Genomic DNA, 15,312 nt, shown 5'->3' with positions numbered 1-15,312 from the left:
AGTTCCAGATATTCGAACTGTTTTTGACTGCTGCCCACGCGATGGCACTCTCAAGGCCGTACGTGACGACGCGAGCGAGAGAGCGAACCCCATGACCGGAGCGGAGCCCACCGAGAGCGGCGAACGGTCAGGCCCCGAGAGCGACCGTTCAACACAGAGCGGCTGGCGCAAGCCACGCGTCGGGCACTTCATCGGTGGCGAATGGGTCGAATCCGCCTCCGGGCGCTCGTACCCGAACCTCTCCCCATGGTCAGGCGAGGTGCTCGGTGAGGTCGCCGCCGGCGACGCCGACGATGCCGGCCGGGCCGTCGCCGCCGCCCACGAGGCGTTCGGCGGCTGGGCTCGGACGCTGCCATCGCAGCGGCAGCAGGTCTTCCTGCGCGCGGCCGACATCCTGGAGCGCCGCGGCGGTGAGGTGCTCGGCGCGCTCGCCGCGGAGACCGGCTGCGGCCGCCACTTCGGCGTCGTGCAGCTCGATTTCACGCTCAAGCTGCTCCGCCAGGCCGCCCACCTGGCCTACCGCCCGGCGGGAGAGCTGCTGCCGTCGGACGTCGAGGGCACTCAGGCGAAGGTCGTACGCCGTCCCGTGGGCGTGGTCGCGGCGATAGCGCCGTGGAACGCCTCGCTCACTCTCGCCGGGCGGTCGATCGTCGGGCCGCTCGCGCTGGGCAACACCGTGGTGCTGAAACCGTCCGAGGAGGCCCCGTACACGGGCGGCGCGCTCTGGGCCGAGATCCTCCAGGAGGCGGGCCTGCCCGCCGGGGCACTCAACGTCGTCACCCACGCTCCCGGCGAGGCCGGCGGCATCGGCGACGCGCTGCTCGCCAGCCCGCTCGTCAAGCGGATCAACTTCACCGGCTCGACGCCGACGGGAAGGCGGCTCGCGGAGAAGGCCGGCAGGCACCTGAAGCGCGTGGTGCTCCAGCTCAGCGGCCAGAACCCGCTCATCGTGGCGGGCGATGCCGACCTCGAGTACGCCGTCGGCGCCGCGATCTACGGCGCGTTCGTGCACCAGGGGCAGGTCTGCATGTGCGCCAGGCGGATCTACGTCGAGCGCCCGCTGGCCGGGGAGTTCGCCGAGCGGTTCGCGGCAAGGGCGGCGGCGCTGCCCACGGGCGACCCGGCCGACCCGGCGACCGTCGTGGGCCCGGTGATCAACGAGTGGGCGCTGGCCCTCCTCGACCGTCGCGTCAAGGAGGCGGTCGGGCTCGGCGCTCGCGTCCTGGCCGGCGGCGTCCCCGCACCGCCGTGCTACCCGGCCACCGTGCTCGCCGACGTCCCCGATGAGGCCGAGATCGCGCACGGCGAGACGTTCGGCCCGGTGGTGGTGCTGCAGGAGGTCGACTCGGCCGAGGAGGCCGTCGCCCGCGCCAACCACTCCGACTTCGGCCTCGTCGCCTCGATCATCACCGGCGACAGCCGTCGTGGCCTGCGCCTGGCCTCCGCGCTCGACGTCGGCATCGTCCACGTCAACGACCAGCCCGTCAACGACGAGCCGCACATGCCGTTCGGCGGCGTCAAGGACAGCGGGTGGGGGCGATTCGGGCTGGGGTTCGCGGCCGAGGAGTTCTGCGAGCTCCAGTGGATCACCGTCCGCGACCAGGACCGCGCATTCCCCTTTTGACCCGGCTCCGAGGCGTCTCCCGCTGCGACCGTCAGAGGATCAGCATTCTGGAGGGTCTCCGCCGACTGCGTGGAGCGCGTCGATGTATCCGCCGCCGACGTCGAACCGCGTTATGTCTGATGTCTTGTTGGTCGCGCCGCACGTGGACGACCAATCCGCCGCCGGCCCGATCTCCTGGAGACGCAACCGCTTCTTCCGGGTGATGCCGCGAGCGCGACCGATGGAGCAGACATGCGGGTCGATCTTTTCGACGAAGACGGCCAGGAGGGGAAACGAGCTGGTCAGTGTCCTGATCAGACCCGCGGTCGAGTCCAGGTCGACGTCCGTCAGAGGCCGGAAGCGCTCCCCCCGCAAGGTGAGGGCACGATGGGTCATGGCAGAGCCTTTCCAGCCCGAGCGCGTCGCGTCATCGATGTCTCCGAGGCGCACAGCCGAGTAGCCGTCGAGACGGACGTCGTCGGAGACGGTGTGCAGCAACACCCACTTGCCGCCGATGCCGACCACGTAGCCGTCGAGTTGATCCGCGCCGGCGATCGAACGGGTGACCCTCACGGGCTTGCCGGAGCGTCTCACACTGATCAGGTCTTTGAGAATCGTCCCCTTGGCCACAGTGTCGGATCATCCCAGTTCGTGAATCCGACGCTCATCTGGTTTTCGAGCGCGAGCACCGCGGCTCAGTCTCCGGCCCAGCCCGGGACGTAGCCGCCGGCGGGGCCGCGGACCGCCGCGCCGGTGAGCTCCTTCACCCGCTCACCGGGCACCGGGACGCCCGGGGTCTCGAAGAACCAGCGCTGTGCCTCCTCCTGGCCCAGCCCGTCGGGCCACGGTGCCATGTACGGCTGGACATAGACGGGCGTGCCCGGCTCGCTGCGCCAACTGTCCGCGAGTGCGCCGAGGTCGACCGCGTCGTAGCCCAGAGTGTCCAGCAGCCGGGCCACCTCGGCCTTGGCGGTCGGGGCGTTCCCGGCGATCGGCAGCGCGCTGCGGTCAGCGGCTCCGGAGGGGCGGGCGCTGGTGAAAAGGCGACGGAAGTCGATGTTGTTGAACGCTTTCACCACCACGGAGTCGGACAGGTGCCGCTGCACCAGCTCGCTGGAGGTCAGCTCGCCCGCGTCGAGCTCGGCCAGGCGGCCGTCGCGGTCCGGGTAGTAGTTCATCGTGTCGATCACGGTCTTGCCGGCGAGGGCCGCGGCGGGCAGCTCGGCGTAGGCCTTCAGCGGGACGGTGGCCACCACCAGGTCACCGTCACGCGCGGCCTCCTCCGAGGTGGCCGCGCGGGCGTGGTCGCCGAGCTCGGCGACCAGCTCGGTGAGCGTCTCGGGGCCGCGGGAGTTGCTGACGACGACGTCCAGGCCTGCGGCGACGGCCAGGCGGGCCAGGGTGCTGCCGATCATGCCGCTGCCGATGAGCCCGAGGGTCTTGGTCACGGTGTCATGTCTCCGTTCCAGCAGATGTATCGGTTGGCAGTCGCTATATCGAAATATGATGTCAAAGATGAAACTGAGTGTCAGACTAGCGACTAAGGCTCGATACTGCAAGCCGTGGTGAGGGGGAGGTAGGTTCGCCGGGTGACCAGAGCAGCGCGTACGAGGAGCACGAGAGACATCGCCCGGGCCGCCGTCCGGGCCGAGCTCGCCCAGGTGGCCTTCGACCTCTTCCGCCGTGAGGGATTCGAGAACGTCACCATCGACGACCTGGCACAGGCGGCCGGGGTGTCCCGCAGCACCTTCCTGCGCTACTTCGGCACCAAGGAGGATGCCGTCCTCAGCGCCTTCGACGCCCACGGCGACCAGGTCGCGGACGCCCTGCGCGCCCGCCCGTCCGAGGAGGACGACTGGACGGCCCTGCGGCGCGCGCTGGATACCGTCATGGCGCAGTACCGGCAGGACTCGGCCGGGCTCCTGTCGATGATGCGGCTCGTGCGGGACACCCGTGCTCTGTGCGCACGGCAGTTGGAGCAGCAGCACGGCTGGCGGCCCCTCCTGGCCGAGGCCCTCGCCGAGCGTGGGGGCCTCTCGGTGCCGGCCACCCTGGCGGTGTCGGTGAAGGCCGCCGCGGCGCTGGACTGCCTGAACATCGCCCTCGACCACTGGACGGCCTCCGACGGGGAGCACGACCTGGAGGATCTCCTGGACGAGGCGTTCGCCGCGCTCAATCCCCGGTGAGCGCTGCGACGGCCGGACTCTCATGCAAGTCGGGCACCGGCCCGGTCAGGGATGCCGGTCCGAGCCGGTGCCCGATCGTCGGTTAGCCGCGCTTCGCGGGTGCCCAGCCGTGACCCCAGCCGCCCTGGATCATCGTCTGGAAGGCCCATCCGTCCTCGGTGCGCACGAGGAGGTCGGCGTAGTGCATGCTCTGCCGCCGGCCCTCGATCGTCATCGTCGCCTCCGTCTCCACCACCACCAGGTTCGGGGAGAGGAAGTGCGGTGTCCTCTTCGACTCGAGGCCCAGCCCTGCCGTGCCACCGCCCATGGACTCCTGCATCGCTTCGATGTACTCCGCGCGCGTCCACTGTCGTACGGTCGCGTACCCCTCGGGCACGTCGGTGGCCAGGTTCATCGGGAAGACCGCCAGATCGGCCAGCTTCTCGATCTCGCCCTGCTCGGCCAGCGCGTCGTACTCGGCGAACCACTCCTCGACGCTCTTCAGTTCCTCGTCGCTCGGCTGGTACATAGGAGCCTCTCCATTCAGTCGTATGCTGTACGGTACATCATACGGTACCAGATGTCATGTGAGCGCTTTCGCGTTGACGGCGCGGCACGAGGGCGGGCATCATCGCTGGACCGAGATTCATCCAGAGGATCCGAGGGGCCTGGCCCGACGACGGTCCGGCAACCTGCCCGCGAGCGAGCGGGCAAGGTGCCAATGCCAGGGACGATGAGGAGGGTTCGATGAGCGTGCGGCTCGACGTTCCGGTGCTACGGGGGTCCCTGGTCCGGTTGGAGCCCCTGGAGATGCGTCATGCGGCGGATCTGGCGCGGGCGGCGGAGGAGGATCGCTCCGCCTACGGCTTTACCCTGGTGCCGAGGGCCGAGGAGATGGGGGCCTACCTGAAGGACCAGCTGGAGCGGCCAGGGTTGACGCCGTTCGCACAGGTGCGGGTGGCGGACGGCAGGGCCGTGGGGTGCACGGCGTTCTGGGATCCGCGGATGTGGCCGGGGCGGCGCGAACTGCGGGCGATCGAGGTGGGCTGGACGTGGCTGGCGGCGTCGGCGCAGGGGGCCGGGATCAACGCCGAGGCCAAGTTCCTGCTGTTCACGTACGCGTTCGAGGTGCTGAAGGTGGTGCGGGTCGATCTCAAGACGGATGCCCGCAACGCGCGCTCGCGGCGGGCCATCGAACGTCTCGGCGCCCGGTTCGAGGGCGTCCTGCGTAGCTGGTCGCCGTCGTGGGCGCCGGGAGAGGAAGGGAAGCTGCGGGACTCGGCCATGTTCTCCGTGGTCGCCGACGAGTGGCCGGAGGTCAAGGCGGCCCTGAGCGCTCGCCTCGGTGGCGCTGTGACGCGGGGTGCCGGAGGCTGAAATAGGGCGTCCGATGGCCGCCAGCGCAGCGCTGTGACGAGGGTCGACAGTATTTGTATGAGCATTGTTGTAGACAGGCACACCCGCATCGAGCCCAACATCCTCTACTTCGGCACGCCGGTGGTGCTGATCTCCTCCACGAACGAGGACGGGACCCCCAACCTGGCCCCCATGTCCTCGGCCTTCTGGCTCGGCTGGCGCGCGATGCTCGGGCTGGGCGCGCGGGCCAAGACGGCGCACAACCTGGTCAGGACACGTGAGTGCGTACTGAATCTGCCGTCCGACGCGCTCGCCTCCGCCGTGGACCGGCTGGCGCTCACCACCGGGTCGGATCCCGTCCCCGAGCGGAAGTGGGAACGGGGGTATCGGCACGTGGCGGACAAGTTCGAGCGGGCCGGGCTGACCGCCGTCGCCTCCGAGACGGTGGCGCCGCCGCGGGTGGCCGAGTGCCCGGTCAACATGGAGGCCGTGGTGGAGGCGGTGCACCCGGTCGGCGACGACGGCGGGGTGCTGGCGTTCGAGGTGCGGGTGCAGCGGGTCTGGGTGCACGAGGAGATCCGGATGGCGGGGACGGACGATCGCGTCGACCCCGACGCCTGGCGGCCGCTGATCATGAGTTTCCAGAAGCTGTACGGGTTGGGGCCGCAGGTGCATCCGTCGACGCTCGCCCGCATCCCCGAGCGGATGTACCGGCCGGATGAGGATCTAGAGCGGGCCCGCGCCCTGCAGTAGCACCAGCCACGTACGGTGCCCGCAGTGGCGCTCGATCTCCTCACGTGACATCCAGCCGGCGTGCGTGCTCTCCGAGCCGGCCGCCGGGCGGGTCGGCGCGCCCGGACCGGGCACGACGGCGCGGAACATGGCCATGTACGTCAACGGCGCGTACCGGTAGCCGGCGGGCGGGGCGTCCAGGAGCTCGATTCGCTGCCAGGCGAAGATCGACAGGGCGGCGGCCGGAAGCAGCAGGCCGGTCTCCTCGTGCAGTTCGCGTACCGCGGCGTCGATCGCGCTCTCGCCGGGCTCCAGGTGGCCGCCCGGGATGTCCCAGCCCCGCCCCTCCCGATCCACGCAGGTCATCAGGGTCCTGCCGAGCCCGTCCGAGACGAACGCGAACGCCGACGTGGTGCGGTCCACAGGCGGAGGGGCGGTGGCGAGGATGACGTCCAGGCGGTGTGCCACGGGGATCCAGGGCACGGTGCTGGTCGCGATCAGTTGCGTCATCAAGCCACTCTCATTCTCCCTTAAAACGGATGTCAAGGCATGATCAGGGTAAAACCCTTGTTCGACTTATGAAGATGGGAGAACACCCTGTACGTGCTCCGTAACGCTGCGAGGTTGTGGACCGTTCTCATACCCGCTCTGGCGCTGCTCGCCCTGGGGCTCACCTGGGGCCGCGAGCTGCCCGTCGCGCTCGTGATCGTCGTGGCCCTGCTGCTGGCCGGCGCCGTGCTGGCCGCCGTGCACCACGCCGAGGTGATCGCGCATCGCGTCGGGGAGCCGTTCGGCTCGCTGGTGCTGGCCGTGGCCGTCACGGTGATCGAGGTGGCGCTCATCGTCAGCCTCATGGTCTCCGGCGGTGAGCGGACCGCGACGCTGGCCCGCGACACCGTGTTCGCGGCAGTGATGATCACCTGCAACGGCATCGTGGGACTGTCACTGCTCACCGTGACCTTGAAGCGGCGGATCGCGGTGTTCAACGCCGAGGGCACGGGTAAGGCGCTCGCCACGGTGGCCACCCTCACCACGCTGAGCCTGGTGCTGCCCACGTTCACGACGAGTGCGCGGGGGCCGGCGTTCTCGCCGGCGCAGCTCGGTTTCGCCGCGGTGGTCTCCCTCGCGCTGTACGGGCTTTTCGTGGTGACCCAGACCGTACGCCACCGCGACTACTTCCTGCCGGTGGCCCGAACCGGCGGACGTTCAGGTCCCGAGAACGGTAGCTCAACGCAGGACGGTGCGCCCTTCGAACCGGACGAGCACGCGCCCCGGCCCTCCGGGCGCACCGCGCTGACCAGTCTCGGACTGCTGCTGGTGGCGCTCGTGTCGGTGGTCGGCCTGGCCAAGGTCGAGTCGCCGGTGATCGAGCTCGCCGTGTCGTCGGCCGGGCTTCCGCAGGCCGTCGTGGGCGTCGTGATCGCGCTGCTGGTGCTGCTGCCCGAGACGATCGCCGCAATACGGGCGGCCCGGCGCGACCAGGTCCAGATCAGCCTGAACCTGGCGCTCGGGTCGGCGATGGCCAGCATCGGGCTGACCATCCCGGCCATCGCGGTGGCGTCGATCTGGCTCGACGGGCCGCTGCTCCTCGGGCTCGGCGGCACCCACCTGGTGTTGTTCGCCCTGACGGCCGTGGTCTCGACGCTCACGGTCGTGCCCGGGCGGGCCACGCTCATGCACAGCGGGGTGCATCTGGTGCTGTTCGCGGCGTTCCTGTTCCTGGCGATCAGTCCCTGATCAGACCACGCCCTGGCGCATGGCGCGGTTGCCCAGGTACAGGCCGGCTGCGGCGATCAGGCAGGCGGACGCGGTGCCGTACAAGATGGAGGGGTCGGCGAGGTCGCCGGCGAAGAGCGATCGCTGCGCGTCCACGATGTACGTCACCGGGTTGAACTGCCCGATCGTCCGCAGCCACGCCGGAGCGGTCTCCAGCGGCAGCAGCACGCCCGACAGCAGCAGCAGGGGGAACAGGATGGACTGGCTGACGACGTAGAACAGGGTGCCGCTCGGCGCCGACCTGATGGCCAGCACGAACGAGAACGCGCCCAGGCCCACCCCGAAGACGACCAGCTGGGCCAGCCCCGCCAGCACGCCCGCCGCGTACAGCTCGAAACCGAGCGGGATCGCCAGCAGGATGATCAGCACGGCCTGGACCAGCAGGACGATCATCGCCTTGGCAGACCTGCCCACGAGCATCGCCGTCCGGTTGAGCGGCGTGACCATCATGCGCTCCATGGAGCCGCCGATCAGCTCGACCAGCAGCGTGTAGCCGGCGGACATGGGCCCGGTCAGGCACATCATGACCAGGATCCCGGGCACGAACCACTGCCACGACGTGCCCGTGGCCCCGTCCAGCAGCGATCCGAACAGGAACAGGAACAGCAGCGGCTGCCCCATCTCGAACAGCAGCCCCGCGGGGTCGCGCAGCGAGGGCTTGAACTCGCGGGAGAACACGGTGGCGGTGTCACGCAGGAATGTCGTCATCGGTGAGGCTTCTCCCGGTAAGAGCGAGGAACACGTCGTCGAGGGTGGGGCGGGCGGTCTCGGCGGTGGTGACCTTGATGCCGGCCCCGTCCAGGGTCCGGAGGCATTCCGGCAGCGCGGCGGGCGCGTTGGCGACCCGCAGGCGCACGGTCGTGCCCTCCGCCGTGCCGCCGCCCATCGCGGCGGCCCGCCGGGCCTCCTCCTCGGTGCTGGTGGAGAGCGTGATGCGGTCGCCGGCGAGGTCGTTCTTGAGCTGCTCGGGGGTGCCGTCGGCGATGATCCGCCCGTTGTCGATGATCACTACCCGCTCGGCCATGCTGTCGGCCTCCTCCAGGTAGTGGGTGGTGAGGAACAGCGTCGTCCCGTACGTCTCACGCAGCCGCAGGATGTGCTGCCAGATCTCGGCGCGGCTCTTCGGGTCGAGCCCGGTCGAGGGCTCGTCGAGGAAGAGCAGGTCGGGACGGTGGACGAGGCCGAGCGCGATGTCGAGGCGGCGGCGCTGGCCGCCCGAGAGCGTTCCGGGCCTGCGCTTGGCCAGCGGCCTCATGTCGAGCAGGTCGAGCAGCTCGTCGGCGCGGGCCGTCGCCTCCCTGACCGGCAGGCCGTAGCAGCGGCCCTGGGTGACCAGCTCGTCGCGGACCAGGAAGTCCTCACCCGCGCTGCTGCGCTGGCCGACGTAGCCGATGCGGGAGCGTACGCCCGCCGGGTCGGTGGCCACGTCGTGGCCGGCCACCGTGGCGGTGCCGGAGGTGGGCGGCAGGAGGGTGGTGAGCATGCGCAGCGTCGTGGACTTTCCTGCGCCGTTCGGGCCGAGGAACGCGAGGAGCTGGCCGGCTTCGACGTCGAGGTCGATGCCGCGGACGGCCTCGACGGTCTCTTTCTTCACTTTGAAGGTTCGGGTCAGGCCCCGGGCGTGGATCATGGTCGGTCTCCTGCGGGCATGGCGAAGAAACCCCAAGGTCGGGGGCTCGATGGAGGATCGAATCAAGTTTGAGCAGGAGAAAGCGGCTTTGGCAAACGCGAACATATGTTACATATAAGGCTCTGACCTGCGGAAACGTCACGTCGGGCGGCGTGCTGACGGAGGCGGATTCCGGGGTTCTGAAGTGCTGTTTTCCGGTGTTGCGCAGGCTATTTTCAAGCTCGTGATCGTGGTGCTGGTGAACGGGCTTCCCGGGGCGGGCAAGACGACGGTGGCGCGTGCCTTGGGAGCGGAGCTGGGGCTGCCGGTCTTCAGCAAGGACGACCTCAAGGAGACGCTGGCCGACATGCTCGAACGGCCCGCCGGGATCGGTGTGCGGGAGTGGAGCCGGATGCTGGGCGCGGCCGCCGGCGAGAGCATGTGGACGCTCCTGCGTAGCGCCGGGCGCGGTGCGGTGCTGGAGAGTCCCTGGCCGGCGCCATTGCGCCCGGTCGTCCTGGCCGGTCTGGCGAAGGCGGCGGTCGCGCCGGAGCGGGTGCGGGAGGTCTGGTGCGACGTGCCGCCCGAGCTGGCCAGACGCCGGTACGAGAGCCGCGTGCGGCACGCCGTCCACTGCGACGCCGACGTCGACGACGCCCGCTGGCGGGAGTGGGTGGCCGGGGCGGAGCCGTTGGGGCTGGGGCCGGTGTATTGGCTCGATACCTCGAAATCGCTTGACATTTCTGGACTTGCGGAATTGTGTGGGGCTCCGCAATGATCTGCGCGTGATACGTGTGGGGTTATTCGCGGCGATTATGGCGCTCGGGATGGGTGGCGGGGTCGCTGAGGCCGCCGATGGTGTTCCCGGAGTCGACGTCAGCAACTGGACCGGCGACATCGACTGGGAAAAGGTGGTCTCCGGGGGCGGGAAGTTCGCGTTCGTGCACGCCACCGAGGGGACGAACTATCGAAATCCCCGTTTCGACGCCCAGTACGGGGGCGCCGCGTCGGCCGGGCTTATTCGCGGTGCATATCACTTTGCGCAACCCCACGAATCCGATGGGGTGACTCAAGCTGAACATTTCCTGGCAAACGGCGGCAACTGGGTCGCCGACGGTCAGACCCTTCCCGGCGTGCTGGATATCGAGGACAACCCGTACAAGGACAAGAACGGCAAGAACAACTGCTACGACCTGTCCACGGAGGACATGGTCACCTGGCTGAAGGACTTCACGAAGAGGTACCGCGAGCGCACCGGCCGGCACGCGATCATCTACACCACCACGAGCTGGTGGCAGACCTGCACGGGCAACTCCACGAAGTTCAAGTCCAACCCGCTCTGGCTCGCCCGCTGGGGCGCCGACCCCGGGGAGCTGCCGAAGAGCTGGACGAGGCACACCTTCTGGCAGTCGGCGGACAAGGGGCCGCTGGTCGGCGGCGGCAACCTGTTCAACGGATCGGAATCCCAGCTCAACGCCATGGCGAACCCGCCGGCCGAGGTATCGGTCACGGGGGCGGCGAGGAGCAGGAAGACGTACACGGTCACCGTCTCGAACACCGGCCCGCACCCCGTCACGAACGTCAAGATCTCCGGGCGGGCGTTCGGCGGACAGCGCGTGGTCAGGGCGCCCGGGTGCACCTTCAGCGGCACGGCGGTGCGCTGCACGATCGACGAGTTGCCGCGCGGTGAGAAGGCGACGTTCACGTTCACCACCAAGCCGCGTAAGGCGAAGGGGACGGTCGGGATGAACGTCACCGTGGGCACCGTGAAACTCACCCTCAAGGCCCGATAAAGCCAGATAAGGCAGGATGAATCCCGACGTCCGATGGATTTCAGGGGGCGGGACGGGATGGGACGGCGGCGGTTAGCCGTGGCGGCGGCAGGGGTGATGCTGCTGACCGCCACGGCCTCCATGCCACTCGGGACGCGGGCGCTGCCGCTGATCGTCCAGATCGCGTACGAGATCGAACAGCGCGGCATCCCGTACGCGTGGGGCGGCGGCCACGCGCCGCGCCCCGGGCCGTCGAACGGCACTTGCAGGGGCTACAAGGGGCGGATCAAACCCTGCCCGGCCGCGAGGACGCGTGGGCTCGACTGCTCGGGGTTCGCCCGGTGGGTGTACGCGCTGGCGCACGGGAAGGACGTGCTGGGGCCGGGGAACACCAATGATCACGTACGGAGGACGCGCCGGGTGAAGGCGTCCCCCATGCCCGGCGATCTCGTCTTCTTTGGAAAAATCACGAAAAAGTCTGTCAAAACCCACCACGTCGGCATCTACCTGGGCGGGGGCAAGATGATGAACGCGCCCGAGACCGGCGCCGTGGTGCGCATCGACGACATCGCGCGCCTGAAGGACTTCGCGGGCTACTACCGGCTCTGAACGCCTGCCGACTCGGTATGGCTGTAACGCCTGTGGCGTGACGAAAATTGAGAGACCCGGAGGCTACTCTGTGCCGCTATGGAAAGGCGATGGGTCGGTCTCGACGGCTATGAGGTCGTGGGCGCCGTGCGGGCCGGGCGGCAGGTGCTGCGGGTGCGCAGGCACGGGTGGGTGGTCGCCGACTGCTCGTCCGTGGCGGAGGTGGCGCAGCACGTCGATCTGGCCGATCTGTGCGAGGTGATCGAGCTGCCGGCGCGGCCGGAAGCCGAAGGGATCGCGCGAGCCGGAACCAGTTCGCATCATCGCTGAGTGCCGTGTATGGTTACACCTGTCCGCAGCGACGGACAGGCCCCTATAGCTCAGTCGGCAGAGCGTCTCCATGGTAAGGAGAAGGTCAACGGTTCGATTCCGTTTGGGGGCTCTCATTCTGAACAGGTGAATCGCCCGGCCGAGATCATCTCGGACCGGGCTTTCTTGATCGAGTGCGACGAAAATGCGGTGACCTTGGTCTGTCGGGCATCCCATGACCGCAACTCGATCACCTTGCCACTTGATCCGAACGGGGCAATCGGCGTCTTGCGGCCGTCACGGAACGGAGCCAGCAAGTCGTCCAGCATCCGCACCGGCGAGTGGAGGCTGAACCAGGCTTGCTCTGCCAGCGCCCGCTCCCACACCTCCTGAGGGAACGCGCGGAGTTCCACGCGCCACTGCGGAAGGATGTCGGTGTAGGTACCTCGCATTCCCCGCATGTCCGGAGAGATATGCCCCATGCGGTCGTCCGCAGTTTCGGCGGGGTGTTGCCATGGATCAGCGTGCTGTGCCAGTCCCGCAGATCATGCGGCGACAGCCCTTCCTCAATCGGCGCTTACGAGACGACTGCCGCATCCTCGCCCACACGGCGCGACTCGACATCGAGTGCCGGGTCGGGCTAGTCAGCGAGCTGGAGAAGGGTTTCGCGGTTGATCCGCAGGTGATCGATGGCCTCGTCGAGTTCGCCTAGCTTGGCGGTCAGGTCGTCGATCTGGGCTCGTGACCGTTCGATCTCGCAGGTCAGGGCCGTCTCGCGCGGGTCGATCCGGTCCAGCAGGTGCCTGCCGGGATCGTCGCCGGTCAGTGGGGCGCCAGGATGGGCTGGAGGTGCCGGTCAAGCGGCGAGCCATCACATCGGTCATCGCCCAGGACGCGCGCGATTCGGAACTGGAGGGGTGGTGTTCATGGTCGCGCACCAGCCGGCGGTGCAGGGCCAGCGTGCCGTAGGTCTGCTCCACCACCCACCGTTTGGGCTGGGGGACGAACCCGGTGTCGGCGGGGTTGCGCTCGACGGTCTTCACGTCGATGCCGTGGGTGGCGCCGTGGGAGGCGACCGAGCCCTTGAATCCCTGGTCGACCAGGGCGGTACGCACGCTGCCGGGCGGTGTGGCGGCGGCGACCCGGTCCAGCAGGGCGATTCCGGCGGTGTTGTCGTGTGCCGAGGCGGCCAGCACCACCACCGCGATGACCAGGCCTAGCGCGTCCACGGCGAGGCCGCGCTTGCGCCCGGATACCTTCTTGGCCGCGTCCCGCCCGGTCGTGTTCGATGGCACTCCGGCCGCTGCGCGGACGCTTTGGGTATCCAGCACCACCAGGCTCACCCCGCCACTACCGCGTGTCCGCTGCCGCGCCGCCCGGAAGCCCTACATCGTCCACACCCCGCCGCCAGCCCAACCAGCCGCCCCACGCTGGCACTTGGCAGCGGCCATGAGAACCCCAAGCCTGTGCCGAACACCCGCCCATCGCCAACCACTCCAGGAAGGACCCAGCCGTGACCCACCACACCACCGCCGACGACGATCCGTACTGGACCGTGGCGGAGATCGTCGCCAAGCTGCGTGTCTCCAGGATGACCGCGGCGACGGCCAGGTGTGGGTGAGGGACTCCAAACTCGGCGACGCCTCCCCGGTGCTGAAGTTCGCCGCCACCGACTGGGCCGTGTTCGTGTCCGCTCTGGCGGCCGAGCAGCTCGGCACCTACGGCGGCCCGGTTCTGCTGGTCCGCGCGGACGCTGGACTGGTGGGAGATGTGGCGAGAGGGCGCTCCGTGGGTGTCGCTGACGTTCAACGACGCTGAAGTGGACGCGTTCGTCGCCGGTGTCCTGGCGGGCGAGTTCACCCCGGAGGCGCTGTCGCGTCCAGCAGCAGAAGCCGTGCCTGTCACCTGAGCGAGCTCACCGAACGGCCCGCCGCGCTGCCTGATGGCCCTGGTCGTGCCTACGCATTTTCCAGGAGTGGAAACCCTCTTCGGGCCGGCTTACGGTTGCCGTTGCGACGGCCAGGGCCCTTTGCCGCTGTCGCTCTGCTGACGCAGGCAGGGGCCCCGGCCTGTTTCCGGCTCCTGGCGTGTTGTTACGCCAGGGGCCGCGACCTTATGGCTAGTGGGACGTGACCCTGAGTCCCGGCGCCCATGTCCCGAGGACGGGGATGCCCATCCTCCAGGTGGTGACCGGGACGGCGGTAACCGGGATCTGGTTGGCCGGGACAGCGGCGGTAACCGGGATCTGGTTGGCCGGGACGGCGAAGGTAACCGGGATCTGAAGGTTGTTGCCGTAGAAGGTTCCCACCGTGTTGCTTGCGGTGGCGCTGGGCGAGTCCGAATCCGCGCTGGCTGCAGCGGCCCCCGCAGCGAGGGTCGCTGCGATCGCACCCGCGATGATGGTCATCCGTGTAGCTGTGCCCATGAGGCACTCCATTTCTGACATGAACGATGTCGTGACTGTCCGAAGTTGATCGGACACAGGCAGTTAACACCGTGAGTCTCCTTAACCCGTGCAGGCACACCGATGTCAAATTTCGCCGCGTTGACGGTCAGCCGGCGGGAGGAAGGGATAGGAAGCTGCGCCACGATCCCGGGTGAGACAAAGCTTCGGTCGGACTATCGGCTGAACGCGGGCGCGCCCTGTCCAGCCCTCCCAGACCGGTGTGCTCCGGGCCATGGGGCCGTGCTCAACGATGACCTGATTCCCGAGCCGCCGCCCCGGCGCTCTGTGGTTATAGACGCGTGACTCCAGCAGGCCTAGGCCTGGCGGGACCGTGTGCGAGCGCCTGGAAGCCGCCCCAAGAGTCAAAACAGGACAGGTGTTTGCCGCAAGCGCACCAGCCTCCACCGAATCGCGAATCGGAAGCCGCATGATGACGTCTGCGGTCTCCGAGAGGCACAGCTGGGGGCCGTCCCGGCGGCTCGCTGCTCACACTCTCGCCGGGGCATTGGCGCCTGGCCCGAGGTATCGCGATGGCCGGGGACGGCGCTTGCCGGGCCGTCCCCGGCACCTCCTGGGATGTGCGCCCGGGCGGCCTATCCGCGGGGGCTGGTGGTGAACCCCGCCGTCACTGGGTCACCGCTCGTGCCGGCGACGATGGACATGAGCAGACTCACCACCGCCGCGCCGGCGGCGATCGAGCCGACCGCGGGCCAGGCGATGTCGAGGATGCGCCTTCAGAAGACTGCTCAGTGGCTGCGAACCAACGGGTGTAGCGTGATGCTGGGCGTCGCTGGCAGCGTAATCTCGGCCGGTATTGGGATGTGAGGCTTGAGGAGCCCCGCGTTCTCCGGACAGCTTCCTGATGATCACTTCATGCTGCGAGCTGCCGGCTCAGGTACTCGTTGTGGACCTCAAGCGGAGTCCGATACCCGTTTGCGGAATGAAGCCTGCGCCGA

The 15,312-nt window shown here is 68.8% G+C and carries 20 protein-coding genes, 1 tRNA gene and 1 riboswitch; of the genes, 11 read left to right on the top strand and 10 right to left on the bottom strand.

The genetic code is table 11. The features are described from left to right. The first annotated feature begins 91 nt into the window (after positions 1 to 91). Complete coding sequence (locus tag ID574_RS09165) at positions 92 to 1,624, top strand: aldehyde dehydrogenase family protein (protein WP_188188400.1); 1,533 nt, start codon at positions 92 to 94, stop codon at positions 1,622 to 1,624. Between the two features lie 39 nt (positions 1,625 to 1,663). On the opposite strand, the gene ID574_RS09160 is transcribed toward ID574_RS09165, so the two are convergent. Both ID574_RS09160 and ID574_RS09155 read right to left on the bottom strand, forming a co-directional pair. Then, positions 1,664 to 2,233 carry a hypothetical protein gene (locus ID574_RS09160; protein WP_188188399.1) on the bottom strand — a complete coding sequence of 190 codons (570 nt, stop codon included), beginning with the start codon at positions 2,231 to 2,233 and terminating at the stop codon, positions 1,664 to 1,666. Positions 2,234 to 2,298: 65 nt separating this feature from the next. After that, positions 2,299 to 3,051, bottom strand: a complete 753-nt coding sequence (locus ID574_RS09155) for an NADPH-dependent F420 reductase (protein WP_188188398.1) — start codon at positions 3,049 to 3,051, stop codon at positions 2,299 to 2,301. 141 nt (positions 3,052 to 3,192) lie between these two features. Between ID574_RS09155 and ID574_RS09150 the strand changes: the two genes are divergently transcribed. Next, positions 3,193 to 3,789, top strand: coding sequence for a TetR/AcrR family transcriptional regulator (locus tag ID574_RS09150; protein ID WP_223166527.1), 597 nt, complete (start codon positions 3,193 to 3,195; stop codon positions 3,787 to 3,789). 82 nt (positions 3,790 to 3,871) lie between these two features. Here the strand turns inward: ID574_RS09150 and ID574_RS09145 are convergent, their stop codons facing one another. After that, the gene (locus tag ID574_RS09145; RefSeq protein ID WP_188188397.1) at positions 3,872 to 4,297 is read right to left on the bottom strand and encodes a nuclear transport factor 2 family protein; all 426 of its coding nucleotides are present in this window, start codon (positions 4,295 to 4,297) and stop codon (positions 3,872 to 3,874) included. A gap of 114 nt (positions 4,298 to 4,411) precedes the next feature. After that, positions 4,412 to 4,508, top strand: a riboswitch (SAM riboswitch). Between the two features lie 7 nt (positions 4,509 to 4,515). Between ID574_RS09145 and ID574_RS09140 the strand changes: the two genes are divergently transcribed. Together ID574_RS09140 and ID574_RS09135 are read left to right on the top strand one after the other, a co-directional pair. Beyond that, a complete protein-coding gene (locus tag ID574_RS09140; protein WP_188188396.1) occupies positions 4,516 to 5,145 on the top strand; it encodes a GNAT family N-acetyltransferase in 630 nt (209 codons plus the stop codon). Positions 5,146 to 5,202: 57 nt separating this feature from the next. Then, positions 5,203 to 5,877: a flavin reductase family protein gene (locus tag ID574_RS09135; RefSeq protein WP_188188395.1), complete on the top strand. Its 675-nt coding sequence runs from the start codon at positions 5,203 to 5,205 to the stop codon at positions 5,875 to 5,877. On the opposite strand, the gene ID574_RS09130 is transcribed toward ID574_RS09135, so the two are convergent. Next, positions 5,851 to 6,366 carry an NUDIX hydrolase gene (locus ID574_RS09130; protein ID WP_188188394.1) on the bottom strand — a complete coding sequence of 172 codons (516 nt, stop codon included), beginning with the start codon at positions 6,364 to 6,366 and terminating at the stop codon, positions 5,851 to 5,853. The genes ID574_RS09135 and ID574_RS09130 overlap by 27 nt on opposite strands. A gap of 114 nt (positions 6,367 to 6,480) precedes the next feature. Here ID574_RS09130 and ID574_RS09125 point away from each other — a divergent pair, with 114 nt between their 5' ends. Beyond that, positions 6,481 to 7,593 carry a calcium:cation antiporter gene (locus tag ID574_RS09125; protein ID WP_223166526.1) on the top strand — a complete coding sequence of 371 codons (1,113 nt, stop codon included), beginning with the start codon at positions 6,481 to 6,483 and terminating at the stop codon, positions 7,591 to 7,593. Here the strand turns inward: ID574_RS09125 and ID574_RS09120 are convergent, their stop codons facing one another. Both ID574_RS09120 and ID574_RS09115 read right to left on the bottom strand, forming a co-directional pair. Next, positions 7,594 to 8,340 (bottom strand): ABC transporter permease, encoded by a 747-nt coding sequence (locus ID574_RS09120; protein ID WP_188188392.1) that lies wholly within the window; start codon positions 8,338 to 8,340, stop codon positions 7,594 to 7,596. Continuing rightward, the gene (locus ID574_RS09115; protein WP_188188391.1) at positions 8,321 to 9,262 is read right to left on the bottom strand and encodes an ATP-binding cassette domain-containing protein; all 942 of its coding nucleotides are present in this window, start codon (positions 9,260 to 9,262) and stop codon (positions 8,321 to 8,323) included. The genes ID574_RS09120 and ID574_RS09115 overlap by 20 nt, the downstream gene beginning before the upstream one ends. Positions 9,263 to 9,485: 223 nt before the next feature. Between ID574_RS09115 and ID574_RS09110 the strand changes: the two genes are divergently transcribed. From ID574_RS09110 to ID574_RS09090, 5 genes are all read left to right on the top strand, one after another. Then, positions 9,486 to 10,019 carry a P-loop nucleotide/nucleoside kinase family protein gene (locus ID574_RS09110; RefSeq protein ID WP_223166525.1) on the top strand — a complete coding sequence of 178 codons (534 nt, stop codon included), beginning with the start codon at positions 9,486 to 9,488 and terminating at the stop codon, positions 10,017 to 10,019. 49 nt (positions 10,020 to 10,068) lie between these two features. Then, entirely contained in the window at positions 10,069 to 11,034 is a 966-nt protein-coding gene (locus ID574_RS09105; RefSeq protein ID WP_188188390.1) for a GH25 family lysozyme, read from the top strand. Positions 11,035 to 11,067: 33 nt separating this feature from the next. Continuing rightward, positions 11,068 to 11,622 (top strand): C40 family peptidase, encoded by a 555-nt coding sequence (locus ID574_RS09100; protein ID WP_223166524.1) that lies wholly within the window; start codon positions 11,068 to 11,070, stop codon positions 11,620 to 11,622. Between the two features lie 78 nt (positions 11,623 to 11,700). Then, positions 11,701 to 11,931 (top strand): transposase, encoded by a 231-nt coding sequence (locus tag ID574_RS09095; RefSeq protein WP_188188389.1) that lies wholly within the window; start codon positions 11,701 to 11,703, stop codon positions 11,929 to 11,931. A 39-nt stretch (positions 11,932 to 11,970) separates the two neighbouring features. After that, positions 11,971 to 12,043: transfer RNA gene (locus ID574_RS09090), tRNA-Thr, on the top strand. Position 12,044: 1 nt separating this feature from the next. On the opposite strand, the gene ID574_RS09085 is transcribed toward ID574_RS09090, so the two are convergent. Continuing rightward, positions 12,045 to 12,362: a hypothetical protein gene (locus tag ID574_RS09085; RefSeq protein ID WP_188188388.1), complete on the bottom strand. Its 318-nt coding sequence runs from the start codon at positions 12,360 to 12,362 to the stop codon at positions 12,045 to 12,047. A 192-nt stretch (positions 12,363 to 12,554) separates the two neighbouring features. Continuing rightward, the gene (locus ID574_RS09080; RefSeq protein WP_223166523.1) at positions 12,555 to 13,241 is read right to left on the bottom strand and encodes a transposase; all 687 of its coding nucleotides are present in this window, start codon (positions 13,239 to 13,241) and stop codon (positions 12,555 to 12,557) included. Positions 13,242 to 13,527: 286 nt separating this feature from the next. On the opposite strand from ID574_RS09080, the gene ID574_RS59585 reads away from it, so the two are divergent. Continuing rightward, positions 13,528 to 13,728, top strand: coding sequence for a DUF397 domain-containing protein (locus tag ID574_RS59585; RefSeq protein ID WP_262495964.1), 201 nt, complete (start codon positions 13,528 to 13,530; stop codon positions 13,726 to 13,728). 301 nt (positions 13,729 to 14,029) lie between these two features. Here ID574_RS59585 and ID574_RS09070 read toward each other — a convergent pair whose 3' ends face one another. Together ID574_RS09070 and ID574_RS62720 are read right to left on the bottom strand one after the other, a co-directional pair. Then, positions 14,030 to 14,317 (bottom strand): hypothetical protein, encoded by a 288-nt coding sequence (locus tag ID574_RS09070; RefSeq protein WP_188188386.1) that lies wholly within the window; start codon positions 14,315 to 14,317, stop codon positions 14,030 to 14,032. A gap of 632 nt (positions 14,318 to 14,949) precedes the next feature. Further along, positions 14,950 to 15,075: a holin gene (locus ID574_RS62720; RefSeq protein WP_223166701.1), complete on the bottom strand. Its 126-nt coding sequence runs from the start codon at positions 15,073 to 15,075 to the stop codon at positions 14,950 to 14,952. Between the last annotated feature and the right edge of the window lie 237 nt (positions 15,076 to 15,312).

The sequence above is a fragment of the Nonomuraea sp. SYSU D8015 genome, assembly GCF_008065375.1.
GTDB lineage: Bacteria > Actinomycetota > Actinomycetes > Streptosporangiales > Streptosporangiaceae > Nonomuraea.
This window is presented reverse-complemented; position numbering and strand designations above follow the sequence as displayed.